This window comes from Pseudoxanthomonas koreensis (assembly GCF_010093225.1).
In the GTDB taxonomy this organism is placed as follows: Bacteria; Pseudomonadota; Gammaproteobacteria; order Xanthomonadales; family Xanthomonadaceae; genus Pseudoxanthomonas; species Pseudoxanthomonas koreensis.
This window is the reverse complement of the sequence record NZ_PDWM01000016.1, coordinates 23,224-44,274: the sequence shown is the minus strand read 5'-3', so window position 1 is coordinate 44,274 and position 21,051 is coordinate 23,224. Positions and strand designations below refer to the sequence as shown.

Below are 21,051 nucleotides of genomic sequence, written 5' to 3'. Positions count from 1 at the left end.
CCAGGGGGAAGCATGGTGCGTGTGCTGAAGTGGCTGGCGCTGGCAGTGGCGGCAGCGGTGCTGTTCGTGGTCGTGGTGTGGCTTGCGTCGCGGGCGACGGGGCCTTCGGCCGCCGAGAGTGATGCACTGGCGCTGATCGACGCAGCGCCTGCGAACCAGGGCCGGGGCGGCTTCGCCGCGCTCTACACCGTCGCCCACGACGTGCCGGAAGCCGAGCAGGCCGGGGTGCTGGCCGAGGACGTGCGGCATTTCGCCACCGCGCCGCTGGTGCCGGATGGATCGTCGCCGCCATGGCGCAGCGCGCTGGAGGACTGGCCCCGGCTGGGGATGTCGCTCGAGGGCGATCCGGCCTGGTGCGTGTCGCGCGAACCCGGATGCCTGGAGCGCGTGCGCGCGTCGCCGCAAGCCTATGCCGGCCTGCTGGAGCGCAACGCCGCGCTGCTGGACCGCACCGCTGCGCTGGCGGCCTGGGATCATTTCCACAGCCCGTTCCCGGCCCGGTTCGACACGCCGTTGCCGGCCTATCAGTCGTTGTCCCGGCTGGCCACGCGTGACGCCTGGCGCTTCGTGGCCGGGGACATCGATGTCGCCCTGGCCGGTGCCTGTACGGGGGTGCTGCAGGGGCGCCGGATGATCGAGGCCGGCGACAGCCTGATCGGTAGCATGATCGGTGCCGCCCTGGTGCAGGGCAATGCGACCCTGCTGGGGGATATGCTGGCCGAGCTGCCGCGCGAGCACGCGCTGCCGGCGCAGTGCGATGCCGCCTTCGCCTTGCCGCTCGCACTGGGGGACGGTGCCTGCCGGACCATGCTGGCGGAAGGCCGCCTCGCCACCGGCGGACTGCGGGGCCAGGTTGCCGCGAGCTTCGCCGCCGAGGTGGCCGGCTCGGACCTGCCGGGGTGGAGCACCCGGTTGCTCTTCGATCCGGAGCACACCGCCGCGCGCGGCGCGCCCAAGTTCGCCTGGTATTGCGGCGCGCAGGCCCGCGAACTGATCGCGCAGGACAGCCCGTTGCGCGACCCGGCGCCGCCGCCCTCGCGCTGGTCGCTGGCCTGCGCCTCCAACGCCGTGGGCTGCATCCTCGTCGACATCGCCGCGCCAGCCTATGCCGACTACGGCCTGCGCCTGCAGGACGCCGATGCCCGCCTGCGCACGACCGCGGCGCTGCTGTGGCTGCGCGGGCGCGACGGCGCGATCGACGAAGCCGCGTTGGCGCAGCTGCCGGCACCGATGCGGAGTCCGTCGCGACCGTTGCGGCTGGACATCGCCGCCGGCACCCTCGCTACCGCGCTGCACGAGCGGCCGCGTGAGGGCCAGGACGGGCACGACGGCAGCTGGTCGCTGCCGCTGCCGGCGAGCCGGCTTCAGCCGGCCGGTGCCGCGCCCTGAGCCGGCCGCCGCTCCGGCTTGCGCCGCACGTAGACCTGCTTGCGCACCCGGGCGACCACCTCGCCGTCCGCGTCGAGCACCTCGTTCTCGAACCAGTGCAGGTACTTGGCGCCATCGGCGGTGGCGGCGCGGATCTCTTCCAGGAGGGCGTCGCCGACCGTGAACGTGGTGGCCACGGTGCCGCGCCCGGGCTTGACGAAGTCGATCGCGCCGGACTGGTCCCAGACGTAGTAGTCGCGGCCCAGCCGGTGCATCAGCAGCAGCATCCAGAACGGGTCGGCCATCGCGAACAGGCTGCCGCCGAAGTGGGTCTTCACGTAGTTGCGGTTCCACGGCCGCATCCGCAGCTCGACCCGGGCGTGGCGCCAGTCGGGGCTGATCGAGGCGACATGGATGCCGCTGAACAGGAACGGCGGCCACAGGTTCATGCCGTGGCGCAGCGTGGCGGGTTTCATGGGACGGGGGGAGCGTGGGGCAGGGCAGGCGAGCCTACCATGCGTTAAGGTATGGACCGATGCGCCGCAGCGCCGGCGCCCGGGGCTCTGGGCTAGACTGTCGCCCTTTTCCGGCCGGCCACGGCCCCAGAACGGAACCGACCCCTTCGAATGAGCTGGCTCAGCAAACTGATGCCCTCCGGCATCCGCACCGACAATGCCGCCAACCGCAAGCGCAGCGTCCCCGAGGGCCTGTGGGAGAAGTGCGACCGCTGCGGCGCGGTGCTGTACCGCCCGGAGCTGGAGGAGAACCTGGAGGTCTGCCCGAAGTGCGACTTCCACATGGCCATCCGTGCCCGCGCGCGGCTGGCCTCGCTGTTCGACCCCGGCAGCACCAGCGAGATCGCCGCCACCCTGGCGCCGACCGACGTGCTGCGGTTCAAGGATTCCAAGCGCTACACCGAGCGGATCAAGTCGACCCAGAAGGCCACCGGCGAGTTCGACGCGCTGGTGGCGATGCAGGGCCTGCTCAAGGGCCGGCCGCTGGTCGCCAGCTCGTTCGACTTCGCCTACATGGGCGGCTCGATGGGTTCGGTGGTGGGCGAGAAGTTCACCCTGGCCGCCGAGCGCGCGCTGGAGATCGGTTCGCCGTTCGTGAACTTCTCCGCCAGCGGCGGCGCGCGCATGCAGGAGAGCCTGTTCTCGCTGATGCAGATGGCCAAGACCTCGGCGGCGCTGGGCCGGCTGCGCGCGGCTGGGCTGCCGTACATCTCGGTGCTGACCCACCCGACCACCGGCGGCGTGTCGGCCTCGTTCGCGATGCTGGGCGACCTCAACATCGCCGAGCCGGAGGCGCTGATCGGCTTCGCAGGCCCCCGGGTGATCGAGCAGACCGTGCGCGAGAAGCTGCCGGAGGGTTTCCAGCGCTCGGAGTTCCTGCTCGAGCACGGCGCCATCGACCAGATCTGCGACCGCCGCGAGCTGCGCGACCGCCTCGCCGGCCTGCTGGCGATGATGACCCGCCAGCCGCAGCCCGAGGACAGCGACACGCTGGACGCGGCATGAGCGGCACGCGACGTTATTTCGGCACCGACGGCATCCGCGGCCGGGTCGGCGAAGGGGCGATCTCGGCCGATTTCGTCCTGCGCCTGGGCAACGCCCTGGGCCGCGTGCTGGCTGCACGGCCCGGCCGGCGCAGCGTGGTGATCGGCAAGGACACGCGCATTTCCGGCTACATGTTCGAGGCCGCGCTGGAGGCCGGGCTGGTTGCCGCCGGCGTGGACGTGCAGCTGCTCGGGCCGATGCCGACCCCCGCGGTGGCGTTCCTCACCCGCACCCTGGGCGCCGACGCCGGCATCGTCATCAGCGCCTCGCACAACCCGCACTACGACAACGGCATCAAGTTCTTCTCCGCCGCCGGCGAGAAGCTCGACGACGCCACCGAACTGGCGATCGAGGCCGCGCTGGACGGCGCCTTCGCCACGGTCGGGTCGGAGCGGCTGGGCAAGGCGGTGCGCACCCGCGACGCGGTCGGTCGCTACATCGAGTTCTGCAAGGCGTCGGTGCCGCGCGGCTTCGACCTGCGCGGGCTGAAGGTCGTGCTCGACTGCGCGCACGGCGCCACCTACCACATCGCCCCGCTGCTGTTCCGCGAGCTGGGCGCCGAGGTCGTTGCCATCGGCGCGGCCCCGGACGGTCTGAACATCAACGCCGGGGTCGGTTCGATGCACATCGACAACCTCGCCAGCCAGGTCCGCGCCAATGGCGCCGACCTGGGCATCGCCTTCGACGGCGACGGCGACCGCGTGCTGATGGCCGACGACCAGGGCAACCCGGTCGACGGCGATGGCCTGCTCTACGTGCTGGCGAAGGCGTGGCAGGCCAGCGGCCGCCTGCGCGGGCCGGTGGTCGGCACGCTGATGACCAACTACGGCCTGGAGAAGGCGCTGGCCGAGGCCGGCATCCCGTTCCAGCGGGCGAAGGTCGGCGACCGCTACGTCCACCATGCCCTGGTCGAGGGTGGCGGCGTGCTCGGCGGCGAGGCCTCCGGCCACCTGCTGTGCCTGGACCGCGCCACCACCGGCGACGCCATCGTCAGCGCGTTGCAGGTGCTGGACGTGCTGCGCCGCTCGGGGCAGGGCCTGCGCCAGGCGCTGGCGGGGCTGTCGATGCTGCCGCAGAAGACGATCAACGTCCGCCTCGATGGAGCGTCGGCCAGGGCCATCGTCGACTCCGAGGGCGTGCGCGCCGCGCTGCAGGCCGCCCAGGCAGCGGTGCAGGGCAGGGGGCGCGCCTTCCTGCGTCCATCCGGCACCGAGCCGGTGGTCCGGGTCACGGTCGAGGCCGACGAGGCCGGGCTGATGCAGGACATCCTGGAAGGCCTGGCCGGCGCCGTGCGCCAGGCCGCCGCGGCCTGACCACGATCAAGAACCCCCGGCGCGCGGCGTGGTCCAATCCATGCCGTCCGCCCAACCCGACACGCGTTTCCGGAGCGATCCCATGGCCTCCCAGATCCCGACCCTCGACATCACCCGCTTCACCGCGCCGTCCACCGCCGCCGACCGCGACGCCTTCGTCGCCGAGCTCGGCGCCGCCTACCGCGAGTGGGGTTTCGCCGGCATCCGCAACCACGGCATCCCGCAGGCCGACATCGACGCGGCCTACGACGTGTTCAAGCGCTTCTACGCGCTGCCCGAGGAAACCAAGAAGAAGTACCACGTGCCCGGCGGCGGCGGCGCCCGCGGCTATACCCCGTTCGGGGTGGAGACCGCCAAGGGCGCCAAGCACTTCGACCTGAAGGAGTTCTGGCACATCGGTCGCGAGATCGCCGACGACTCGAAGTACCGCGAGGTGATGCCGCCGAACCTGTGGCCGGAGGAAGTCGAGGGCTTCCACGAGCACGGCTACGGCCTGTACCAGGCGCTGGATCGGCTCGGTTCGCAGGTGCTGGCCGCGCTGGCCCTGCACATCGGCCTGCCGGAGGACTACTTCGCCGACAAGACCGATTCGGGCAACTCGATCCTGCGCCCGATCCACTACCCGCCGATCACCGCCGACGACATCCCCAACGTGCGCGCCGGCGCGCACGAGGACATCAACCTGATCACCCTGCTGGTCGGCGCCAGCGCCGCCGGCCTGGAAGTGCTGTCGAAGAAGGGCGAGTGGGTGCCGTTCACCTCCGACGCCGACACCATCGTGGTCAACATCGGCGACATGCTGCAGCGCCTGACCAACCACGTGTACCCGTCGACCACCCACCGGGTCACCAACCCGCCGGGCGAGCAGGCGCGGCAGCCGCGCTATTCGGTGCCGTTCTTCCTGCACCCGAACCCGGATTTCCTGATCGACGTGCTGCCGTCCACGGTCACCGCCGACAACCCGAGCCGCTATCCCGAGCCGATCACCGCGCAGGGCTACCTCGAGGAGCGGCTGCGCGAGATCAAGCTGAAGTAGGGCGCGCGCGGTATCCTTTCGCGCATCACCGGACATTGGGAGCGGGGCATGCGTCGCAGGATCGTCGCGGGCAACTGGAAGCTGCATGGCACGCGTGCCTTCGCCACCGCGCTGGTGGGCGAACTGGCCGCGGCCACGCCGGTGCCGGGGGTCGAACTGGTGGTGCTGCCGCCGCTGCCCTACCTGGGCGACCTGATCGAGGACTTCGAGGGCAGCGCCCTGGCGTTCGGCGCCCAGGACGTCAGCAGCAACGAGCAGGGCGCCTACACCGGCGAGGTCTCCGCCGCGATGCTGGTCGACGTCGGCGCCCGCTACGGGCTGTGCGGGCACTCGGAGCGACGCCAGTACCACAACGAGAGCAGCGAGCTGGTCGCGCGCAAGTTCCGGGCCGCGCTCAACGCCGGCCTGCGCCCGGTCCTGTGCCTGGGCGAGCGCCTGGAGCAGCGCGACGCCGGCCAGGCCGGGGAGGTCATCGCCGGCCAGCTGCAGCCGGTCCTGGACCTGGTCGGGGTCGAGGGCTTCGCCAGCGCCGTGGTCGCCTACGAGCCGGTCTGGGCCATTGGTACCGGCCGCACGGCCAGCCCGGAGCAGGCCCAAGCCGTGCACGCCTTCATCCGTCGCCAGATCGCCGGCCACGATGCTAGAATTGCCGATTCCCTGCCAATCCTGTACGGCGGCAGCGTGAAGCCCGACAACGCCGCCTCGCTGTTCTCGCAGCCGGACGTGGACGGCGGGCTGATCGGTGGCGCCTCGCTGGTGGCCGCGGATTTCCTGGCCATTGCCCGCGCGGCCCCCGTGGCCCGCTAGGCGACGAGAGCAAGATCCGAGAAGACAACAGATGCTGATGCTGATCCTCAACGTGGTGTACGTGCTGGTGGCGATCTCGATGATCGCGCTGATCCTGCTGCAGCGCGGCGCCGGTGCGGCCGCCGGTTCGGGCTTCGGGGCCGGCGCCTCGGGCACCGTGTTCGGCGCGCGTGGCGCGTCCAACTTCCTGTCCAAGAGCACCAAGTGGCTGGCCGTGGTGTTCTTCGGCATCAGCCTGTTCATGGCCTGGTACGCCAGCCACAGTGCCCGTCCGGCCGCCCAGGCCGCGCCCAGCCTGATGGCCGAGCCGACGGTTCCGGTCCCGGCAGCGGGTGGCGCCCTGGCCCCGGGCGAGATGCCGGCGCTGCCGGCCGCCGCCCCGGCCGCGTCCGAAGTGCCCGCCGCCGCCGCTCCGGCACCCGCGCCGGCCGCCGCGACCGACGGCGGCACGGTGCCGCAGCCGCAACTGCAGCCGCAGCCGCAGCCGGAAGAGGCTGCGCCGCCCGCGCGGTAAGGCGTACAATGCGCGGCCGCGTGCGGCCGAGCATGCGATCCATTGCCCAGGTGGCGGAATTGGTAGACGCACTACCTTGAGGTGGTAGCGACGAGAGTCGTAGGGGTTCGAGTCCCCTCTTGGGCACCAACATAGCCAAGCAGGACAAGGGTTTCAGCCCTGCTTGGCGTAATTCTGGCGCGATCCGCGCCGAGCCGGGCGGTTCTCGTTCCGGTATGCGACCACTTCGCCGGCCCGCCATGTGGCCGGCTTCACGGACAGCCGCGCCGGGAAGTCCGGCCGGCAGGCCACCGTGCGCAACCAGTGGTCGGCGGTCATCCCCCACAGCTTCCCGCAGTCCTCGGCGGTCATCGCAAGCTCCGTCCAGGGGATCGATTCAGCCGCGCCCATCTTCCCCTCCATCGACCAGCAGCCGCACGCGGTCCTGCGCAACCCGCAGCGCACGGGAAGCGGCCACGAGCCCGCTTCCAGCGGCCCCATCGGTAAGCACGTCCAGCTCGCGCCCGAGGCAATCTGCGCACGTCCCCGCGCCTCGGCTACCGTTCCCGCACCTCGGGCACGCGCCCATCGTCGTGACCTCCGGGCGGAACACTTGATAGCGGATCGAGGCCATCAATTCAGCGGCGGTCATGGCTCATCCCCCTTGGGCGATGGCGCGGCGGGCAGGGGCATCCAGTGGGTTGGTCCGACGATCAGGGCGCGGTCACCGCCGCCAAGTTCGCCCAAGCTCCACGCCACTTCGCCCGTGAGCGGGTTCAGTGCCCACTGGCCGACGTACTGCTTGCCAGCCTTGTGCAGCTGGACTTGGACATCCCGCGGCGCCGTCTCGATAGGCTGCCACTCCGGCAGCCCGCCCGCTGGGGGTGTCAGGGCGGCGCGGCGGTTCCAGCGCTCGACAGCCTCGTCGTAGGTTGCGCCGCATGGTTCATGCGCGAAGCACGATGGATTTCCGCATCGGACCTCCCAGTGGCCGCCAGTCTGGAAGCATCCTTCATCGTTGCCGACATCCGCGTTACCGCAGAACGGACACGGAAGCAACTCGCGGGCCTTGCGTTCAATGGGGGTCATGGCTTCGTCCTCGACTTCTCGAAAGCTGAATTGCGCTCAGGTGAGCGGCTATGGATCGGGCAGTAGTGGAACGTCCTATGAAGGCACCCCGTGAACCAGTCCCAGCTCGACTGCGCCGCTTCCTGCATAGATGCCTGCCTGCTGCACAGTTCGCACTGAATGTAGGGCGCGCCATTGGCGTCCGTTCGATTGACCTTCACGACCCCTCCCCCTCAGCCCGGCCCGGCGGCGACAGGGCGGCTCTCTGGCAGTCCATCGTGTGATCTGGAGGCAGCTCGTCGTTGCCACCGCAGCATGGGAAATGGGCGGTGTCGGCCATCTTCTGGTGCTGCGTGCAGAGGTCGCCGTGCTTCCGTAGCCTTCCGCACTGCGCCCGGCTCCCGTCGCGCAGGGTCACGTCCCAGCGGCAGCGCATGTCGGTCGGCGCATCGATGAATCGGCGGCTGCTACCCACGATCCACCTCCCGCACCTCGGTCGCTGGCGGGTGGGTGATCGACTGCCAGCGATTCCGGCATGCGTCCCACCCGTCAATCCAGTCCTGCGAGGCATCTCCGCGATTCTCCGAAAGCCATTCATGCGCAGACGGGAGCCACGCCACAGCCTCTCCCGCAGGCGCCGCAGCAGCTTTGCCAAGTTCCGCGCCGCAACTATTGCAACAAACGCGCTCGCAGCCACAGGGGCACGGGTGTACGTCAAGGCAGGCAGGCGCGGCCGGTGGGTGGTGTCCATCGGCAACGCCACAGCCTTCGTTGGGGGTCGGCGGAAGCACGGGCTCGCCCATGTGCGTCGGCCCGTTCTCGGCGTTGAACTCGTCGGTCATGCGCTGGATCGCAGCTTCAGCTTCCAGTGCGCGCCGCTTCCATTCCTCCACGGTGTCGCGCATCTGGGCATATGCCTGCGCGTCCCATTCCACCCCAGCAGCGTCGCGGTTGTCGGCCGACAGGTTCACCGTCCCTGCGTCCTCGACGCTGCGGTTATTCGCTTCGCGTAGCAGCCGCTCCTGGAGACGAATAGCAGCCTTGAGCCAACGACGGATGTTCCCGTCTGCTGCGTCCTTGAGCATATCTGCGATCAGCTCACGGTCGTACTCCACCCCGTTGAGCATGGCGGGCGCGGTCATCTTTTCCAGCCACGATGCGGCATCCGTGCAGACGCTGGCGTCGAACCCAACGGCACTCATCTGGCGCAGCTTGTACGCGAGAAAGCGCATCGACTCGTACTGCCATCCGCTGCTGTTCTTGTTATCGGGCATGTCCTACTCCTGACTTGCGTTACAGGTGCGGAAGGGCGGCGAGTATGGCAGCGCGCATCACCTCGGTACATTCGGAGTATTCATCGATCAGTTGCCACACACGGATACCGTTGTTATGGCTATCGGAGAACGGCTTGGCGTCCAGAGCCGCCTCCACCGCACGATCAAGCGAGGGGGTCACCTCCCCCGAGGTCGCAGGTTGGGTGAGGGCTTCAGCGAGGACCAGTTGGCGGACGTAGCAGAAATGCGGCTTCCAGAACTCGGCCGCCTTGTCCATTTCCGCCTGCGTCCCGTGATCCGTTCGGATGACCGCGCCAGTTTTCTCGCCGATGATGGCCCACACCATCACCTTCTCCACATCACTTGCCATTGGTCGTCTCCAGGTTGACCCCATCCAGCAGCGCAAACGTGACATTGGTCGGGTGGCTGATCTTCTCGTTCATCATCTCGTCTCGCTGGTTGATGGGGCTATCGTCGGGTTACGCTGCTTCGCGTCTTGCCCGCTTCGCCACGGGCCGCGCATACAAGTGCGCTTCCATGTCGTCGCGGATCAGCCGCCACAGGTCGAGCCGGGAGTCGCTGGCGTACACGCCCACGATGTCGCCCTCCATCGCCCATTGCGGCGTCTCAACCGTGACGCGGCCATCCGGCGCAATGCACACGGCTTTCGGACTGCGAGCAGCCGTGACGCGCAGTGCGGCCTCGTCGGCAATGGCGCTCACCGGGCGGGTAAACACATTCCCGACGCTCACTTGCGGGCCTCGCGCTGCATCGTGTCGCGCAGTTCGCGCAGGTGGTGCAGGCGCAGCGCATTGATCGGATCGGCCGGCAGCTTCGCCAGTTCATCCGCCGCCCAGCGCAGGGCATCGTAGTAGTCGCTCGATTCGGCCATCTTCAGTTCCTCGTGGTGGAAACACTGCGCCCTATAGGACGGGGCGCCTCGACACCGGATCACTCGTGGGAGCTGCGCCCGTAGGCTCACAAGCTCCGGCTGCTATCGCGCAGGTGCGCGCGTGGTTGGGCACTCACGGCTTGCCTGGCGTGTCTCAAAACGGGATGTCGTCGTCGGCGAAGTCGTCGCCGGCCGGCGCGGGCTGCGGCTGCGCTGCACGCTGCGGGCGCTCCTGGCGCTGACCGCCGCCGTTCGGCTTCCAGTCGTCCACCGATGCGTAGGGCTTGCCGTCGCGGGAGCGTTTCAGGTCGAAGTTGACCCATTCCCCGTCCTGCTGGGCCAGCCATGCGGACAGGTCGGCAATCTTGATCGACCCCTTCGCCATCACGAAGTCGGGCGCGTTGTCGTGCGGCGGCTTGAAGAAAAGGCCGGGGATGAACTTGGCGTCGGTACTCATGCTGCTTCCTTATTGCTGCTGCGCTCATGGGCGCGCTTCAGGGCGGAGCGGACGGCGCTGCCAAGCTGCGTCCACAGCGCAGCCTTCTCGTCTCCGGTCAATTGCTGCGCGGCCAAGTAGGCGTGCGCGCTGTCGGCCTCGCTATCGGTCGGCTTGGGGCCGGCGAAGTGGTCGGTTACGTTGGCGGCGATGCCCGCCAGGAACTCGCGCTCTTCGTCATCCAGCGCGTTCCACACGCCATCCGTGGGCGACACCTTGCCGGTGGCCGACACGCCGGGGGCGATGCTGCGCACCTTCGCCTCGGGAGCCGCCTTGCCCGTGGTCGCGTCCAACGCGTCATGCTCGACAATCTCAAACGCGGCGACCCACAGGTAACGGCGCTGGTACGTCTCCACCGCGCCGATGTTCTGGACCTCGTGGCATCCTTTCAGCGCGGCGGACCCCATCGGCGACGTGATGACAACCTGCGAGCCGTCCTCGGTGTCCGTGATGGTCAGGGTTGCGGTGTCGGCGGTGAACGACACCAGCCCGCACAGCCCAAGGTCGGCGAAGATCGCCTGCGCGGTTGGCAGGAAGTCGCCCAGCTCGAAATACTTGTACCCGGCAAACTTGTTCTCACCGGTCTTTTTCAGGTCACGCTGACCCAGCTCCAGCCGGGCCTTCATGATTTTGGTGTGTACGCTCACGGCTTGCTCCCGTAGCTGAAAGTGAAATCCGGATCGCTTTCCCGATCCTGCGCGTCGGCCATTTCAGCCAGCACGTATTCCTCGTAGGTTTCGGTTTCCATGAATGCTCCTAGAAAAAGTCCGGCTTCGTGGCTTACCCGGCCGGCGCGGGCTGGGCAGGGCGGGGGAGGCGCCCTGCGTTGTGGGTGGAGAGGGCCGGTGCTGATCTCCGGCATGTCGGGGCTATCCCAGTCAGGTCAATGCGTCAGTCAGGACCCTTCATTTCGACCGGTGCTTTCGGTGACGCTGCCTACTTCTCCCGCTCTTGGCGGTCAGCGCATCAGCCTGCGCATTCCTCTCCGTAGAACTAGATCGCCATTCCCAGCACGACGCCTGCGCACACCAGCAGCACGGCAACGTAGGGCCAGGAACTCGCGCGCCGGATCGGATCACCCGTCGCGCATTCGATATGGGCGCGCATCAGTCGCGCAGATGTCGCATCACTCAGCATCGTCACTCTCCATCGCTGCGATACCTTCGGATGCCTCGACCTCGGCCAGCGGGTCGGGCGGATTGATCGGCGGCAGGCGGAACATGGCGTCGAAGTCACGTTCCAGCCGCGCCAAGTAGCTGTCGGGGCTCACCACGACCATCCATTCGCCAGCAGGGCGAGGAAGAAAACCCCAACGAAGCTGGACACAACCAGGGCGGTGCAGCCCAGCGCCACCAGTCCGTCGCGGATGAACTCGGCCCACGTCTCGCCTGGCTGCGGGTACTCAGGAAGCGGCGCCCGCGACCCGTCTGCCGTGGCCGGCGTGCCGGTCCACTGGCCCTCGCCGTACAGGTCGGCGTTGTTGTGTTCGATCACGGCAAGTCCTCCGATGGCGGCCATTAGTAGTTTTCGGCCTCCAGCCGGGTAATGAAGAAATGGATTCCGTTGGCGCACTCCGTCTGCCAGTCGTCGCTCCACGAATCCGGGCGGACCGTCTCGCCGACGCGGTATTCCGTCTTGCCGTCGTGCGAGCTGATGCCGACCTCGGCCCCGATCACCTCCAGGACTTCGACGTACTCGGCCCGGCACTTGCGGCCGAAGGCGTGCGAGCGCTTGGCGCCCTCGGGGATGCGCAGCTTCACGGTCACGCCGCCGTTGCACTTTTTCCAGCCGATCAGCGAGCCTTCCGGCAGGATGCGGGTCTGCGCGATGGCGTAGTCGGCGCCCTTGGCGCCGCTCAGGTTGGCGCCGCTCAGGTCGGCGCCGCTCAGGTTGGCGCCGCTCAGGTCGGCGCCGCTCAGGTTGGCGCAGCTCAGGTCGGCGCCGCTCAGGTCGGCGCCGCTCAGGTCGGCGCCGCTCAGGTTGGCGCCGCTCAGGTCGGCGCCGCTCAGGTCGGCGCCGCTCAGGTAGGCGCAGCTCAGGTTGGCGCAGCTCAGGTTGGCGCCGCTCAGGTAGGCGCAGCTCAGGTTGGCGCCGCTCAGGTAGGCGCAGCTCAGGTTGGCGCCGCTCAGGTCGGCGCCGCTCAGGTAGGCGCAGCTCAGGTTGGCGCAGCTCAGGTCGGCGCGGGCCTCAACCGCCGCCAGCACAGCCCGCCCCAGCTTTTCGCCCACGGTTAGCCCGGTGACTTCCGGGTCGCACTCCCACTTGAACAGGACGGCATCCGTGTAGCGGCTGCGGATTTCGATGATTTCCGGCTTCTTGGCGGTCATGCCGCAGCCCTCCCATTCAGCGCTTCCAGCTCGGCGTCCACGGCCTTGTGCAGGCTTTCGGTGCGGGCCAGCAGGGCGGCAAAGTCGGCCCGGTAGCTGGCGAAGTGGTTGCCGACGATGCGCGGCAGCTCGACGTTCTGCGCGATCCACCGCAGCGCCGGAAGCGCCTCGATCAGGTGCGCCGCCAGTTCCTCCGCCTCGCCGTCAAGCGATGCCACATTGCGGATGGCGTCGTCCATGCAGAACGCCGGCTCGCTGTAGTCCGGGCTGTTCGGGTGGCTGCTGTCGCCCGGCAGGTCGCCCGGACCGGGGAAGCGGCTGTAGTCGGGGTAGGTGGCCATGGCTCAGGCCTCCACCGGCACGCCGCCGCGTAGCGTGTACCACGTATCGGCCTTGATCCCGTCCCGGCCCGCGATACCCGCCCACGTTGCGATGATTTCGTAGTCGTCGTTGCGCTCGACAAGGAACAGGGCATTGCCATCCTTGCCCATGACCTTGCCGGCATAGCCGGATGACATGGCCGCGCCCCAGTTGCCCGTCGCGCTGGCCGCGCCCCGGTAGCCCGTCGCGCTGGCCGCGCCCCAGTTGCCCGTCGCGCTGGCCGCGCCCCGGTCGCCCGTCGCGCTGGCCGCGCCCTGGTCGCCCGTCGCGCTGGCCGCGCCCCGGTAGCCCGTCGCGCTGGCCGCGCCCTGGTAGCCCGTCGCGCTGGCCGCGCCCCAGTTGCCCGTCGCGCTGGCCGCGCCCCGGTCGCCCGTCGCGCTGGCCGCGCCCTGGTCGCCCGTCGCGCTGGCCGCGCCCCGGTAGCCCGTCGCGCTGGCGCTCTCGCGCTCAGCCGTGGCCACCGACGTATTGCTCGGCGTGGCACGCTTGAAGGTGTACTCGACAGCCGCCTTGACCAGCCCCGGGATGCCGATTTCCGCGACGACCTTGATGCGCCGGCTGGCGACCTTGGAGTCGCCGCTGTGGCGGCTCAGGTCGCCGGATTGCTCGACCAGTGCGTAGCGGCTCGTGCCCGGCGGGTAGTAGCTCAGCACGTCCAGCGGGTATTCGCAGGCGTGGAAGCCGGCCTTGCACGCGGCCACTTCACCGGCCAGCTCGTACTCCCCGCCGACCTCGAACTGGAAATCACGACACTTCCAGTCCAGGCCGAAGCCCTTGTAGGTCTGGATGACTTCGCCGGTGGCTTCGGCGGTCTTGGTCTTGCGAGCGGCCATCTCATTCTCCCTGCCCGCCGTGGTGGGGGCATGGGAGTAGATTAGCGGCCCTTATTTCTTAAAGCAACAGGGGCGCTAATATTTCTTCGAGGATTGTTTCAATCGAACCCTGCTGGGCCGATAGTCAAGGGCTATTAGGGGCGCGAATAAGCGACGGATCAGTCACTTACGCTGTAGACCATGCAACCGACGAATGGCTGCTCGGTGATGTTCTCTTTCCCTTCGCTGGTCCGACAGCTATAGAGAACGCGCTTGCCAGCGGGCGCGGGCTCTGGGCTGCCCATGTAGACCGGAGCTTGCGCAGCCTGCGTTTGCGCCTGGAGCAGTTCCATCCTGGCGCGATGCTCCTGTTCCTCTCTTGCCCGTCGCGCGCCGGCCTCGCCTTGCGCCCGCACGTACTCATACCCCGCGAGGGGGCTCACCTGCGGCACCGTCTGTAGCTGGATTTGCTGGCGCTGCTGAACGCCGGTATTGGGTGCACACATGCCCCCAAGGGTCCGCGCTGCCGATCCGCACTGTCCCACAGTGTGGTACTGGCATAGGACGGGCCCCGCGTTGCTATGCAGGCAATAGGGCGCTTGCCCTTGGGCGGCGGCTGCGCCTGAGGCAAGGATGGCTCCAGCGATCACAAGTACGCGCATGTTTCCTCCGTCTCAGCTTCTGCGCCAACCGGCTTGGATGATGGCCCCACAGGGAGGGCACCATGGCAAACCACGATACCGAAGACCCCTTTGTTGCCTTCTGCCAACAGATTCAGGAGCTTAGGGCTGCTAAGCGGCGGCGCGCCCCGCTGCCTTTTTCGCGGGCGCCTTCTGCCCCAAGGCTTGCTGCAGTGCCGGCACAAGGCCCCGGTCCTGGAACTTCGCAGGCACCTTCGCAAGCTGCGCGGCCAGTTCCTCAGCTTCGGCTGGTCGGTGCCGAGCCATCACAGTAAGGACGGCGCCCAGCGCGAACTGGAGGGCGTCGATGTCGTTCTCCAGCCTCGCGATCAGCAAGCCGGTATCCTGTCCGGGCGCGTCGGGTAAGGCGTCCAGGTCGGGGCGGATCTCCGATGGCGACACCCCGAAGAACCTGGCGAACTTCAGCACCGCCCCGTAGCCGAACTTCAGGTACCCGTTTAGGTATTGGCTGATCGCACTCTGCGTGTAGCCGGTAGCTTCCGCCAGCACCGCCTGGGTCGGCGGCTTTCCGCTCGCCGATAGGTTCTGCCTTCGGTACTCGTTCCATAGCCGCGTGAGGGTTTCGGCCGTCTCCTTATCAAGCGGAGTCGGCTTCGCGGACCTGTCTGACTTCTTGTCGGCCATATCAGGAACGCTAATTCTGGCGATAGGCAAATTCAATTAGCGCCCCTGTTGAATGTGTGGATTAGGGGCGCTAATATGCGCCCATGGACCTTCGCACCTATCGCACGAACAAGGGCCTGTCCCAGGTCGAGCTTGCCGCCCAACTTTCCCGCTACGGCAGGCCCGTCTCCCAGAGTCGCGTGTCGCAGTGGGAGAACGGCCAGCTCGGTTACACGCCGGAGTGGGCAACTCAGATCGAGCGAGGCACCAGCGGCGAAGTCTGCCGCGTCGGCCTGATCTTCGGCCCAGCCCCGGGCCAACCCAAGGAGAACGCCAATGCGTAACCCCTTCGCGTGGCTGCAGCGCAGCCGCCGTCCTGACCGTGCGTCCGGTCTTGGCTTCGACTGGGTGTGCCGGGAAATCCTGGCGCTCAGCCAGGCAATTGAATCGCTTAAGGCCGAGGTTGCCGCCCTGCGTTGTCGGCAAGTAACCGAAGCAGTGCTGAGAACTCGGCCAGCTTCTTCTGATACGTGTCCTTGTAGAACGGAACGTCCAGCTGAAGATCGAACCCAGCATCCGCCATCGTCGGAAGCAATGCCTCCCAGTGGGCGGCAAGGATCTTCGGGTCCGGGTGGTTCGTGATGATGACCTTCAACAGGGTCTCCGCCACGTCCATTCGTGCCATTAGGGCCGCAGCGGCCCTTTCCGTGCTGCTCATCAGTGTCTCCAGTTGCGCCCCGGAGGCAGCTTACGCGAGTTGCCGCCACAACGGCCCAGCCGGGGAGGGCGGCAATGGCTGACCACTGGAATCCCCGGGTCTGGGTGCGCGACAGCATCCGTGCCGTCGCGGCTTGGCTTATGCGGCCGACTGCCGCAGAGGATGCGGAGTGGCGGCGGGTAATGGGCGAGGCGCAGGAGCTGCTTAACCTCGAAACGCCGCCGTGTGACTCATCGAGTTCATGTGCTTCAGGGCCAGCGCGGTCTGCTCGGAGGCTCCATTGAACAGCCTTCGGTTGACCGACGCGATCCACTCCGTTCCCTGTGGGGTCCTTGGGACGAATCCGAGTAATGCCTGCGTGTACGCCCGCAGCACATTCACTTCGGCTTCCAGCTGCGCGACTCGGCTTTCCAGGTCTTGCGACATAGCTGCCCCCTTTGGGCGCGGTGTGATCGGCCAATCCTACCCGGTCCACGGCTCACCGCACCCTCCGCACCACGACCCTGCCGCCGACCCGTCGCGCGGCCACAACGCCCCCGGCAATCCAGATCAGGACGGTCACGTTCTGCGGGGCGGTTCGCACTAGATCAAGCATGGCTCGGTCCTTCGGGGTCGGGCCTTTTTTGTACCCAAAACGAGACGCGAATCCATGCGAGCCGGCGCGAACCAACGCGAACTTCCCCTAGACGCTCCACTCGGCGTCGTCATGGCCGTGCGGTCAGAGGCCGATGCGGTGCGGAAGTGCCTGCGGATCGCCCGCGTACTGCATGGGCGCGACCAGCTCACGGTCGCCCTCCTGTGCGGATGGAAGGGCGATAGCTGCCTGTCCGAAATCGCCAGCGAGACGAACAAGCGCGCCATGCCGCCGGCCCGCCTGCATCGGTTTGCACTTGCGACCGGCTGCAACCTGGTGGCGCAGTACCGCGAGCGGGTCGAGAGCGAGGCGCGCAATCGCGGCCTGCTGATCCAGCGCGACGAGGCGGACCGTGCGGCCGATGCCTGCTTGGCTGCGTGGGGGGTCGCCGCATGAAGCGCGTCCTGATTGGCTGCGAATCGTCCGGCGCGGTGCGCGACGCATTCATAGGGGGGGGCACGAGGCTATGAGCTGTGACCTGCTCCCGACCGATGCGCCCGGCCCGCACTACCAAGGCGACGTGTTCGACGTGATCGACTTCCCGTGGGACTTCGCCGGCTTCCACTTCCCCTGCACCGATGCTTCGGTGTCCGGGGCCAAGCACTTCGCCGCCAAGAAGCTGGACGGCCGGTTCTATGCCAGCGCGTCTCTGTGGATGAACGGATGGCGTCGGTCGCGGCACATCCCGGGCGGCTACTTCGAGCATCCCGTTTCGGTCATGTCGTCGCTGTTCCGCAAGCCTGACCAGGTGATCCAGCCGTGGATGTTCGGCCACTACGAGACGAAGGCGACCTGCCTGTGGCTGTGGGGCGTGCCGAGGCTGGTGCCGACGTACCGGACGGCCGACGAGTGCCGCGAGGCGCTTGGCCTTCCTGTCGGCGCCGAGCCCGAGGCCCGAATCCACCGGATGCCGCCTGGGCCGAACCGCTGGAAAGAGCGCAGCCGGACCCTCCCCAACATCGCCGCCGCCATTGCCGCGCAGTGGGGCGGCGTTGACGCCGCCCAGGAGGCCGCATGACCACTCCCCAGCCCGCCAAGCCCAAGACCCACCCGTGGCGAGTGTTCGCCCCCGGCCAGCTGTCCAGCGACTACGCGCGCAGCCAGCAGGTCATCCCTTCCCATGCAAGGACGGTGCGCCGATGACCGACCACGCCGCCAAGTGCGCCGAGTGCCTGGCGCTGCTGTCCGACCTGTATGCGCCGCCTGTGACGCCACGGGACGTTGCCGAACACCGCGAGATGGTCGCCCGAGAAATGGCCCGTGCCGAGGCTCGCAGGGCGCCGGGGCCGCAGATGGAGTTGCCTGCGCCGTGAACTACTTCGAACTGTACCCCGGCGACTACCTGAAAGACACCGGCCGTCTGACGCTGGTGGACCACGGCGCCTACCTGCGCCTGCTGCTGGAGTACTACGCCACCGAGGAACCGCTGCCGGCCGACCTGGGCGACCTGTACGTCATCGCCGCTGCTGTCACCGCAGCGGACAAGACTGCGGTCAAGAAGGTGGCTGACCGCTTCTTTCCGGTCGATCCCGAGGACGGCCTGCGCCACAACGGAAGGGTTGACGAGGAGATTGAAAAGGCCCGTGGCCGGATGGCGGCGGCAAGGGAGAACGGGAAGCGCGGTGGTCGCCCGAAGAAAAACCCACTGGGTTCCGAAGAAAAACCCAGTGGGTTTTCGCTGGGTTCCATTCCGGTTATTGAAAACGAAACCCAGAAAAAAGCTCTCCAGACCCCAGACCCCATACAAGAGAACGTAGCTATCGCTACGTTGTCGCCGGGCAAGCCGGACGACGACGGAATCCCGCCATGCCCGCACGGCGAAATCCTCGCGCTGTACCACGAGCTGATGCCCGCCAACCCCCGGATGAAGGTTTGGGATGGAGCAAGGGCGGCAGCGCTGCGGACCCGGTGGCGGGAGGACCGCAAGCGGCAATCGCTGGACTACTGGCGCCGGTTCTTCGCCCACTGCGCGGCGTCTCCGTTCCTGACCGGGAAGCGTGAGGGGCAGAACGGCCGCCCGTTCCTGCCGGGGCTTGATTGGCTGGTGACGGCGGGGAACTTCGCCAAGGTCATCGAGGGCCGGTACAACGACAGGAGCGCCGCATGAGCCTCGCAGCCGAGAACGTGATTGGCGGAATCCTGCTGGGCGGCAAGGATGCTTACTGGCAGGTTGCCGACATGCTGCGGCCGGAGGACTTCCCGACGCTGCGGCTGGCGAACCTGTACCGCCTGTGCGGCGACGTGGCCCGGTCCGCTGCCGACCTTGACGCCATCGTGATTGGCGACGAGGCCGAGCGCCAGGGCGTGACGGACTGCGCCGAGGTCGTGAGCCTTGCGGCCAACACCGCCGGGTCGTCCAACGTTCGCGGCTGGGCTGAGAAGGTGCAGGGGGCGGCGCTGGACCGCCGGTTCCGCGAAGTCTGCCGACAGGGTGCGCAGACCGGCGACATGCCGACCACGCAAGCCGCCATGACTGCGCTGCTGTCCTCGCAGCCTGCGACCGCCGTCCCGGCCCGTGCGGCGCTACAGCGCATGTGGGATTCGGTCATGGTGCGGTACGAGGCGGGCGATGCGCTGATGGGCCTGCGCACCGGGTTCCCGCTGATTGACGAGATGACCGGCGGGCTGCAACCGGGCCGGGTGTATGGCATCGGCGCGCGAGCCAAGATGGGCAAGACCGTGTTGGCGATGAACATTTGCGCCAACGTCGCTTGCCCGCCGTTGCGTGACGGGCAGCCCGAGTGGCCGGCGAAAAGCGTGGCGGTGTGGTCGCTGGAGATGAGCGACGAGGAATTGATGCAGCGGATGGTGTGCGCCCGGTCGGGCGTTCCGTCAACGCTGTTGCAGCGCCCGCGCTTGATGGACTCCGCGCCCGAGGCAACCGGGCAGTTGACCGTGGCGATCAAAGACCTTCGCAACGCACCGCTGCTGATTTCCGACCGCACGGACGTGACCATCGAGCAGATCGAAGCACAGGCTCGCCAGCTTCACGCCTGCGGCCAGCTTGACCTGCTGTGCATCGACTACCTGGGCCTGCTGCGGCTTCCCAAGGCCGACCGTCACGACCTTGCGATTGCCCACGCCACGCGCCGGGTGAAGATCATCGCCAAGGAACTGCGAATCCCCGTGATTCTCGTGTTCCAGTTGAACCGTGGCAGCGAGCAGGGCGGAACGGTGCGCGCTCCGCGCCCGTCCGACGCGCGTGATTCCGGTGCGATTGAACAGGACTTGGATGCCATGTTCCTGCTGCACCGGCCCAGCTACTACGACAAGGCCGCGCCCAAGGGGTTGCGCCTTGACCTGGCGATTCAGCGCAACGGCCCGACCGGGCTGATCCGCCTAGAGGACGAATTGCACGCCTGCCGATTCACGGGCGGCACAAGCGAGTGGGCGGACGCGAAGAAAGATGCGGATTGGGGGGATTTGTGAAATGGACCAAAACCCCCGACCCCGACCTGATCGTATCGCCGCCGTACTTCATCCGGCGATGCGCAGGCCCGAACGGCACGCGGTACTTGCTGGGGCGGGATCGGAACAGGGTAGAGGATTGCTTGGGCGGATTCGATACGCCGGATGCGGCGAAACAGGAAGCGGAGAAGCACAGTGGAAATGATCGTCAACAGTGATACGGCGCTGCAATCGGCTATCGGCGAGCTGCGCGAGCAGTACCGCGCGCACCGATTCCTGCGGCTGAACGTGCGGACCGGCAAGGCCCGCTCGCTGGACCAGAACGCAATCAGCCACGCCTGGTATCAGCAACTTGCCCGCGAATGCCGGGAGGACGACGAGCTGGGGTGGAAGGCGTACTGCAAGCTACACCACGGCGTCCCGATCCTTCGGGCGGAGGACGCGGAGTTCCGTGCGTTCTATGACGGCGCGTTGAAGGGGCTGAGCTACGAACAGAAGCTGTCGGCGATGAAGTACCTGCCGGTGACTTCGCTGATGACCAAGCCGCAGCTATCTAAATACTTGGAAGCCGTACAGGCCGACTTCCTGTCGCGCGGCGTGGCGTTGGAGTTCCCGGCACAGGAGGCCGCCTGATGCGCTCCAAAAACTCCAAGGCCCACACGCGGGGCGAGTCGGCGCACATGGCTGCGGTCAAGTCGGCGGCCTGCGTCGTGTGCAATGCCCCGCCGCCAAGCGCGGCCCACCACATACAGCAGGGCGACCACTTCACCACGGTGGCGCTGTGCTGGCACTGCCACCAAGGCCCGAACGGCTGGCATGGCGACAAAACCCTATGGCGCATCCGGAAGATGGATGAACTGGACGCGCTGAACGAAACCCTGCGGAGGATTTACGGATGAGCGTTGACGTATACCGCCCCTGGACGCCGGCCGACAAGGCGCGATTGGCTCAGGAGTACCCGACGGCCGACATTGCCGCGCTTGCCGTGGCGATGGGGCGCACTGACCTGTCGCTTAAGAAGATGGCAAGCCGGATGGACATTCGCCGGGTCGAGCCGCTGTGCCCGAGGGACCGGGAGGAATCGGCGCTGTCTCGCATGTTCCGGGAGTGGGCGCCTGCGTTCGCAACGCCCGGCGCACAACTGGCGTGGAGGGTGTGACG

Annotated in this window: 35 protein-coding genes and 1 tRNA gene; 17 read left to right on the top strand and 19 right to left on the bottom strand. The window is 67.8% G+C overall.

Features of this window, described 5'->3' with window-relative positions; all coding sequences use genetic code 11:
* Nucleotides 1-12 precede the first annotated feature (12 nt).
* The gene (locus tag CSC64_RS06925) at nucleotides 13-1,389 is read left to right on the top strand and encodes a hypothetical protein (protein ID WP_162434598.1); all 1,377 of its coding nucleotides are present in this window, start codon (nucleotides 13-15) and stop codon (nucleotides 1,387-1,389) included.
* Here the strand turns inward: CSC64_RS06925 and CSC64_RS06920 are convergent.
* Entirely contained in the window at nucleotides 1,365-1,844 is a 480-nt protein-coding gene (locus CSC64_RS06920) for a DUF4442 domain-containing protein (RefSeq protein WP_162434597.1), read from the bottom strand. The two genes, CSC64_RS06925 and CSC64_RS06920, sit on opposite strands and share 25 nt — an antisense overlap.
* Nucleotides 1,845-1,994: 150 nt before the next feature.
* Here CSC64_RS06920 and accD point away from each other — a divergent pair, with 150 nt between their 5' ends.
* From accD to CSC64_RS06890, 6 genes are all read left to right on the top strand, one after another.
* Nucleotides 1,995-2,888 carry an acetyl-CoA carboxylase, carboxyltransferase subunit beta gene (gene accD, locus CSC64_RS06915; protein WP_162434596.1) on the top strand — a complete coding sequence of 298 codons (894 nt, stop codon included), beginning with the start codon at nucleotides 1,995-1,997 and terminating at the stop codon, nucleotides 2,886-2,888.
* Nucleotides 2,885-4,240, top strand: coding sequence for a phosphoglucosamine mutase (glmM, locus tag CSC64_RS06910; RefSeq protein ID WP_162434595.1), 1,356 nt, complete (start codon nucleotides 2,885-2,887; stop codon nucleotides 4,238-4,240). Before accD ends, glmM begins: the two co-directional genes overlap by 4 nt.
* An 82-nt stretch (nucleotides 4,241-4,322) precedes the next feature.
* Nucleotides 4,323-5,276, top strand: a complete 954-nt coding sequence (locus CSC64_RS06905) for an isopenicillin N synthase family dioxygenase (protein ID WP_162434594.1) — start codon at nucleotides 4,323-4,325, stop codon at nucleotides 5,274-5,276.
* A gap of 48 nt (nucleotides 5,277-5,324) precedes the next feature.
* Nucleotides 5,325-6,083 (top strand): triose-phosphate isomerase, encoded by a 759-nt coding sequence (tpiA, locus tag CSC64_RS06900; protein WP_162434593.1) that lies wholly within the window; start codon nucleotides 5,325-5,327, stop codon nucleotides 6,081-6,083.
* Between the two features lie 31 nt (nucleotides 6,084-6,114).
* Nucleotides 6,115-6,597, top strand: a complete 483-nt coding sequence (gene secG / locus CSC64_RS06895) for a preprotein translocase subunit SecG (RefSeq protein ID WP_238389795.1) — start codon at nucleotides 6,115-6,117, stop codon at nucleotides 6,595-6,597.
* Between the two features lie 44 nt (nucleotides 6,598-6,641).
* Nucleotides 6,642-6,726 (top strand) — tRNA-Leu (locus tag CSC64_RS06890).
* Nucleotides 6,727-6,750: 24 nt separating this feature from the next.
* Here the strand turns inward: CSC64_RS06890 and CSC64_RS06885 are convergent.
* The 16 genes from CSC64_RS06885 to CSC64_RS06810 all read right to left on the bottom strand — a co-directional run bounded on the left by CSC64_RS06885 (nucleotide 6,751) and on the right by CSC64_RS06810 (nucleotide 15,151).
* A complete protein-coding gene (locus CSC64_RS06885; protein WP_162434592.1) occupies nucleotides 6,751-6,948 on the bottom strand; it encodes a hypothetical protein in 198 nt (65 codons plus the stop codon).
* A 276-nt stretch (nucleotides 6,949-7,224) separates the two neighbouring features.
* Nucleotides 7,225-7,665, bottom strand: a complete 441-nt coding sequence (locus CSC64_RS06880; RefSeq protein WP_162434591.1) for a Lar family restriction alleviation protein — start codon at nucleotides 7,663-7,665, stop codon at nucleotides 7,225-7,227.
* Between the two features lie 446 nt (nucleotides 7,666-8,111).
* Nucleotides 8,112-8,918, bottom strand: a complete 807-nt coding sequence (locus CSC64_RS06875) for a DUF445 domain-containing protein (RefSeq protein ID WP_162434590.1) — start codon at nucleotides 8,916-8,918, stop codon at nucleotides 8,112-8,114.
* Nucleotides 8,919-8,937: 19 nt separating this feature from the next.
* Nucleotides 8,938-9,288 carry a hypothetical protein gene (locus CSC64_RS06870; protein WP_162434589.1) on the bottom strand — a complete coding sequence of 117 codons (351 nt, stop codon included), beginning with the start codon at nucleotides 9,286-9,288 and terminating at the stop codon, nucleotides 8,938-8,940.
* A gap of 109 nt (nucleotides 9,289-9,397) precedes the next feature.
* Nucleotides 9,398-9,640 carry a hypothetical protein gene (locus tag CSC64_RS06865; protein WP_162434588.1) on the bottom strand — a complete coding sequence of 81 codons (243 nt, stop codon included), beginning with the start codon at nucleotides 9,638-9,640 and terminating at the stop codon, nucleotides 9,398-9,400.
* A gap of 26 nt (nucleotides 9,641-9,666) precedes the next feature.
* Nucleotides 9,667-9,810 (bottom strand): hypothetical protein, encoded by a 144-nt coding sequence (locus CSC64_RS06860; protein ID WP_162434587.1) that lies wholly within the window; start codon nucleotides 9,808-9,810, stop codon nucleotides 9,667-9,669.
* Between the two features lie 154 nt (nucleotides 9,811-9,964).
* Complete coding sequence (locus CSC64_RS14065; RefSeq protein WP_162434586.1) at nucleotides 9,965-10,267, bottom strand: hypothetical protein; 303 nt, start codon at nucleotides 10,265-10,267, stop codon at nucleotides 9,965-9,967.
* Nucleotides 10,264-10,953, bottom strand: a complete 690-nt coding sequence (locus tag CSC64_RS06850; RefSeq protein ID WP_162434585.1) for an ERF family protein — start codon at nucleotides 10,951-10,953, stop codon at nucleotides 10,264-10,266. The genes CSC64_RS14065 and CSC64_RS06850 overlap by 4 nt, the downstream gene beginning before the upstream one ends.
* Nucleotides 10,954-11,299: 346 nt before the next feature.
* On the bottom strand, nucleotides 11,300-11,443 hold the full coding sequence (locus CSC64_RS06845; RefSeq protein ID WP_162434584.1) for a hypothetical protein: 144 nt from the start codon (nucleotides 11,441-11,443) through the stop codon (nucleotides 11,300-11,302).
* Complete coding sequence (locus tag CSC64_RS06840) at nucleotides 11,433-11,576, bottom strand: hypothetical protein (protein WP_162434583.1); 144 nt, start codon at nucleotides 11,574-11,576, stop codon at nucleotides 11,433-11,435. The genes CSC64_RS06845 and CSC64_RS06840 overlap by 11 nt, the downstream gene beginning before the upstream one ends.
* Nucleotides 11,573-11,800 carry a hypothetical protein gene (locus CSC64_RS06835; RefSeq protein ID WP_162434582.1) on the bottom strand — a complete coding sequence of 76 codons (228 nt, stop codon included), beginning with the start codon at nucleotides 11,798-11,800 and terminating at the stop codon, nucleotides 11,573-11,575. The genes CSC64_RS06840 and CSC64_RS06835 overlap by 4 nt, the downstream gene beginning before the upstream one ends.
* Before the next feature lie 23 nt (nucleotides 11,801-11,823).
* Entirely contained in the window at nucleotides 11,824-12,633 is an 810-nt protein-coding gene (locus CSC64_RS06830; RefSeq protein ID WP_162434581.1) for a pentapeptide repeat-containing protein, read from the bottom strand.
* Nucleotides 12,630-12,974, bottom strand: coding sequence for a hypothetical protein (locus tag CSC64_RS06825; RefSeq protein WP_162434580.1), 345 nt, complete (start codon nucleotides 12,972-12,974; stop codon nucleotides 12,630-12,632). Before CSC64_RS06825 ends, CSC64_RS06830 begins: the two co-directional genes overlap by 4 nt.
* Nucleotides 12,975-12,977: 3 nt before the next feature.
* Complete coding sequence (locus tag CSC64_RS06820; RefSeq protein WP_162434579.1) at nucleotides 12,978-13,847, bottom strand: DUF7666 domain-containing protein; 870 nt, start codon at nucleotides 13,845-13,847, stop codon at nucleotides 12,978-12,980.
* Between the two features lie 158 nt (nucleotides 13,848-14,005).
* Nucleotides 14,006-14,332 carry a hypothetical protein gene (locus CSC64_RS06815; protein ID WP_238389794.1) on the bottom strand — a complete coding sequence of 109 codons (327 nt, stop codon included), beginning with the start codon at nucleotides 14,330-14,332 and terminating at the stop codon, nucleotides 14,006-14,008.
* Nucleotides 14,333-14,617: 285 nt separating this feature from the next.
* Entirely contained in the window at nucleotides 14,618-15,151 is a 534-nt protein-coding gene (locus tag CSC64_RS06810) for a helix-turn-helix domain-containing protein (RefSeq protein ID WP_162434577.1), read from the bottom strand.
* Nucleotides 15,152-15,234: 83 nt separating this feature from the next.
* On the opposite strand from CSC64_RS06810, the gene CSC64_RS06805 reads away from it, so the two are divergent.
* Nucleotides 15,235-15,474: a helix-turn-helix domain-containing protein gene (locus tag CSC64_RS06805; RefSeq protein WP_162434576.1), complete on the top strand. Its 240-nt coding sequence runs from the start codon at nucleotides 15,235-15,237 to the stop codon at nucleotides 15,472-15,474.
* Nucleotides 15,475-15,581: 107 nt separating this feature from the next.
* Here CSC64_RS06805 and CSC64_RS06800 read toward each other — a convergent pair whose 3' ends face one another.
* Together CSC64_RS06800 and CSC64_RS06795 are read right to left on the bottom strand one after the other, a co-directional pair.
* The gene (locus CSC64_RS06800) at nucleotides 15,582-15,848 is read right to left on the bottom strand and encodes a hypothetical protein (RefSeq protein WP_162434575.1); all 267 of its coding nucleotides are present in this window, start codon (nucleotides 15,846-15,848) and stop codon (nucleotides 15,582-15,584) included.
* A 204-nt stretch (nucleotides 15,849-16,052) separates the two neighbouring features.
* Nucleotides 16,053-16,274 (bottom strand): hypothetical protein, encoded by a 222-nt coding sequence (locus tag CSC64_RS06795; RefSeq protein WP_162434574.1) that lies wholly within the window; start codon nucleotides 16,272-16,274, stop codon nucleotides 16,053-16,055.
* Between the two features lie 223 nt (nucleotides 16,275-16,497).
* Between CSC64_RS06795 and CSC64_RS06790 the strand changes: the two genes are divergently transcribed.
* From CSC64_RS06790 to CSC64_RS06755, 9 genes are all read left to right on the top strand, one after another.
* Nucleotides 16,498-16,878: a hypothetical protein gene (locus CSC64_RS06790; protein WP_238389793.1), complete on the top strand. Its 381-nt coding sequence runs from the start codon at nucleotides 16,498-16,500 to the stop codon at nucleotides 16,876-16,878.
* Nucleotides 16,879-16,948: 70 nt separating this feature from the next.
* A complete protein-coding gene (locus CSC64_RS06785) occupies nucleotides 16,949-17,500 on the top strand; it encodes a hypothetical protein (RefSeq protein WP_202922330.1) in 552 nt (183 codons plus the stop codon).
* Nucleotides 17,497-17,625: a hypothetical protein gene (locus CSC64_RS14015; protein WP_274381657.1), complete on the top strand. Its 129-nt coding sequence runs from the start codon at nucleotides 17,497-17,499 to the stop codon at nucleotides 17,623-17,625. The genes CSC64_RS06785 and CSC64_RS14015 overlap by 4 nt, the downstream gene beginning before the upstream one ends.
* The gene (locus CSC64_RS06780) at nucleotides 17,622-17,795 is read left to right on the top strand and encodes a hypothetical protein (protein WP_162434572.1); all 174 of its coding nucleotides are present in this window, start codon (nucleotides 17,622-17,624) and stop codon (nucleotides 17,793-17,795) included. The genes CSC64_RS14015 and CSC64_RS06780 overlap by 4 nt, the downstream gene beginning before the upstream one ends.
* Nucleotides 17,792-18,589: a YdaU family protein gene (locus tag CSC64_RS06775; protein ID WP_162434571.1), complete on the top strand. Its 798-nt coding sequence runs from the start codon at nucleotides 17,792-17,794 to the stop codon at nucleotides 18,587-18,589. The genes CSC64_RS06780 and CSC64_RS06775 overlap by 4 nt, the downstream gene beginning before the upstream one ends.
* Nucleotides 18,586-19,911 carry a replicative DNA helicase gene (locus CSC64_RS06770; RefSeq protein ID WP_162434570.1) on the top strand — a complete coding sequence of 442 codons (1,326 nt, stop codon included), beginning with the start codon at nucleotides 18,586-18,588 and terminating at the stop codon, nucleotides 19,909-19,911. Before CSC64_RS06775 ends, CSC64_RS06770 begins: the two co-directional genes overlap by 4 nt.
* A gap of 180 nt (nucleotides 19,912-20,091) precedes the next feature.
* Nucleotides 20,092-20,523, top strand: coding sequence for a hypothetical protein (locus CSC64_RS06765; RefSeq protein ID WP_238389796.1), 432 nt, complete (start codon nucleotides 20,092-20,094; stop codon nucleotides 20,521-20,523).
* Nucleotides 20,523-20,789, top strand: a complete 267-nt coding sequence (locus tag CSC64_RS06760; protein ID WP_162434568.1) for a hypothetical protein — start codon at nucleotides 20,523-20,525, stop codon at nucleotides 20,787-20,789. Before CSC64_RS06765 ends, CSC64_RS06760 begins: the two co-directional genes overlap by 1 nt.
* Nucleotides 20,786-21,049 (top strand): hypothetical protein, encoded by a 264-nt coding sequence (locus tag CSC64_RS06755; RefSeq protein ID WP_162434567.1) that lies wholly within the window; start codon nucleotides 20,786-20,788, stop codon nucleotides 21,047-21,049. Before CSC64_RS06760 ends, CSC64_RS06755 begins: the two co-directional genes overlap by 4 nt.
* The last annotated feature ends 2 nt before the right edge of the window (nucleotides 21,050-21,051 follow it).

Coding starts and splice junctions, on each gene's coding strand:
- CSC64_RS06860 (WP_162434587.1), bottom strand. CDS start 9,810: ATGGCCGAATCGAGCGACTACTACGATGCCCTGCGCTGGGCGGCGGAT.
- accD (WP_162434596.1), top strand. CDS start 1,995: ATGAGCTGGCTCAGCAAACTGATGCCCTCCGGCATCCGCACCGACAAT.
- CSC64_RS06830 (WP_162434581.1), bottom strand. CDS start 12,633: ATGACCGCCAAGAAGCCGGAAATCATCGAAATCCGCAGCCGCTACACG.
- CSC64_RS06810 (WP_162434577.1), bottom strand. CDS start 15,151: ATGGCCGACAAGAAGTCAGACAGGTCCGCGAAGCCGACTCCGCTTGAT.
- CSC64_RS06795 (WP_162434574.1), bottom strand. CDS start 16,274: ATGTCGCAAGACCTGGAAAGCCGAGTCGCGCAGCTGGAAGCCGAAGTG.
- secG (WP_238389795.1), top strand. CDS start 6,115: ATGCTGATGCTGATCCTCAACGTGGTGTACGTGCTGGTGGCGATCTCG.
- CSC64_RS14015 (WP_274381657.1), top strand. CDS start 17,497: ATGACCACTCCCCAGCCCGCCAAGCCCAAGACCCACCCGTGGCGAGTG.
- CSC64_RS06755 (WP_162434567.1), top strand. CDS start 20,786: ATGAGCGTTGACGTATACCGCCCCTGGACGCCGGCCGACAAGGCGCGA.
- CSC64_RS06885 (WP_162434592.1), bottom strand. CDS start 6,948: ATGACCGCCGAGGACTGCGGGAAGCTGTGGGGGATGACCGCCGACCAC.
- CSC64_RS14065 (WP_162434586.1), bottom strand. CDS start 10,267: ATGAGTACCGACGCCAAGTTCATCCCCGGCCTTTTCTTCAAGCCGCCG.
- CSC64_RS06780 (WP_162434572.1), top strand. CDS start 17,622: ATGACCGACCACGCCGCCAAGTGCGCCGAGTGCCTGGCGCTGCTGTCC.
- CSC64_RS06825 (WP_162434580.1), bottom strand. CDS start 12,974: ATGGCCACCTACCCCGACTACAGCCGCTTCCCCGGTCCGGGCGACCTG.
- CSC64_RS06905 (WP_162434594.1), top strand. CDS start 4,323: ATGGCCTCCCAGATCCCGACCCTCGACATCACCCGCTTCACCGCGCCG.
- CSC64_RS06880 (WP_162434591.1), bottom strand. CDS start 7,665: ATGACCCCCATTGAACGCAAGGCCCGCGAGTTGCTTCCGTGTCCGTTC.
- CSC64_RS06875 (WP_162434590.1), bottom strand. CDS start 8,918: ATGCCCGATAACAAGAACAGCAGCGGATGGCAGTACGAGTCGATGCGC.
- CSC64_RS06785 (WP_202922330.1), top strand. CDS start 16,949: ATGAGCTGTGACCTGCTCCCGACCGATGCGCCCGGCCCGCACTACCAA.
- CSC64_RS06920 (WP_162434597.1), bottom strand. CDS start 1,844: ATGAAACCCGCCACGCTGCGCCACGGCATGAACCTGTGGCCGCCGTTC.
- glmM (WP_162434595.1), top strand. CDS start 2,885: ATGAGCGGCACGCGACGTTATTTCGGCACCGACGGCATCCGCGGCCGG.
- CSC64_RS06760 (WP_162434568.1), top strand. CDS start 20,523: ATGCGCTCCAAAAACTCCAAGGCCCACACGCGGGGCGAGTCGGCGCAC.
- CSC64_RS06815 (WP_238389794.1), bottom strand. CDS start 14,332: ATGTGTGCACCCAATACCGGCGTTCAGCAGCGCCAGCAAATCCAGCTA.
- CSC64_RS06870 (WP_162434589.1), bottom strand. CDS start 9,288: ATGGCAAGTGATGTGGAGAAGGTGATGGTGTGGGCCATCATCGGCGAG.
- CSC64_RS06765 (WP_238389796.1), top strand. CDS start 20,092: ATGATCGTCAACAGTGATACGGCGCTGCAATCGGCTATCGGCGAGCTG.
- CSC64_RS06845 (WP_162434584.1), bottom strand. CDS start 11,443: ATGCTGAGTGATGCGACATCTGCGCGACTGATGCGCGCCCATATCGAA.
- tpiA (WP_162434593.1), top strand. CDS start 5,325: ATGCGTCGCAGGATCGTCGCGGGCAACTGGAAGCTGCATGGCACGCGT.
- CSC64_RS06800 (WP_162434575.1), bottom strand. CDS start 15,848: ATGAGCAGCACGGAAAGGGCCGCTGCGGCCCTAATGGCACGAATGGAC.
- CSC64_RS06770 (WP_162434570.1), top strand. CDS start 18,586: ATGAGCCTCGCAGCCGAGAACGTGATTGGCGGAATCCTGCTGGGCGGC.
- CSC64_RS06805 (WP_162434576.1), top strand. CDS start 15,235: ATGGACCTTCGCACCTATCGCACGAACAAGGGCCTGTCCCAGGTCGAG.
- CSC64_RS06925 (WP_162434598.1), top strand. CDS start 13: ATGGTGCGTGTGCTGAAGTGGCTGGCGCTGGCAGTGGCGGCAGCGGTG.
- CSC64_RS06820 (WP_162434579.1), bottom strand. CDS start 13,847: ATGGCCGCTCGCAAGACCAAGACCGCCGAAGCCACCGGCGAAGTCATC.
- CSC64_RS06790 (WP_238389793.1), top strand. CDS start 16,498: ATGCGAGCCGGCGCGAACCAACGCGAACTTCCCCTAGACGCTCCACTC.